The organism is Hydrogenimonas sp., from assembly GCF_029933015.1.
Lineage (GTDB): Bacteria > Campylobacterota > Campylobacteria > Campylobacterales > Hydrogenimonadaceae > Hydrogenimonas.
Genome location: NZ_JAOZOZ010000186.1, coordinates 1,479 through 2,551, shown reverse-complemented (window position 1 = coordinate 2,551; position 1,073 = coordinate 1,479). Strand labels below are relative to the sequence as shown.

The window sequence follows — 1,073 nt, the reverse complement described above, 5'->3', positions numbered from 1 at the left end:
GTCATCCTCGCGCTGGTCGCGGCGGGAGCCTGGCTTTTTTACCAGAAAGTCTACATTCCCAAAGCGACCTACGGCTATGTCACGCCCGAAAAAGGGGATCTGAAGCTGACGGTTTTCGGCATCGGTACCGTCAGCGCGAAAAACTTCTACCCCGTTTCGTCGAATTTCGGGGGAAAACTGCTGAACGTGAAGAAAGATCAGGGAGAGTGGGTGAAAAAAGGAGAGATCGTCGCCGAAATCGATCCCGTGGATCTGCGACAGCAGAAAGCCCAGGCCCGGGCGCTGGTGGAAAAAGCGGGATTGGAAAAGATCGCCTCCGAAAAGGAGCTCGAAAGTCTGAAAGCCCAGCGTGAACTGGCGCACCTGACCTTCGTGCGCTACGAGAGACTCTACCGCAAAGGGTATGCGGCCCAGGCGGAATACGACAAGGCGCGGACCGATCTACACTCCCTCGAGGCCGCCATCGAGGCCGCCAAAGCCAGAATCGCCTCGGCCGGCGCGGAAAAGCGAAGAGCCCTGAAAAACCTGGAGGCGATCGAAGAGAGGATCGGCAGACTCACGGTCCTCTCGCCCGTCGACGGATATGTCGTGAGCAAAGAGGCGCGCGCCGGTCAGACCATCGCGCCCCAACAGCCCGTCATTACGGTCGTCAAAGCCGATGAAATATGGGTGAAAGCCAACATCGACGAACGGATCAGCGGTGATATAAAAACAGGACAGAAAGCCGCCATCGTCCTGCGGTCGAAAGAGGGCGCGCCCCTGGATGGCGAAGTCGTGCGGATCGAGGCCGAAAGCGACCCGGTCACCGAAGAGCGAATCGTGGATGTGGCCTTCGACGAGCTGCCGAAACCCTTTTTCATCAACGAGCAGGCCGAGGTCCGCATCGTCACGGGAAAACTCTCCGGCGTCCTGACGATACCGGCCCGGGTGATGGTCCACGGCGGGGTATGGCTCTACGAAAACGGTGAAGCCTTTTTCAAGCCTCTGAAAGTGCTGGGACGCAGCGGTGAGAGAGTGGCCGTCGAAGGGATCGATGCCCACAGCAGGATCCTCGTCCCCGACCCGCACAAAAA

Annotated in this window: 1 protein-coding gene; it reads left to right on the top strand. The window is 59.0% G+C overall.

Features of this window, described 5'->3' with window-relative positions:
* Positions 1-1,073, top strand: a 1,073-nt coding sequence (locus Q1K23_RS09055; RefSeq protein ID WP_300363992.1) for an efflux RND transporter periplasmic adaptor subunit, incomplete at both ends; no start/stop codon positions are given.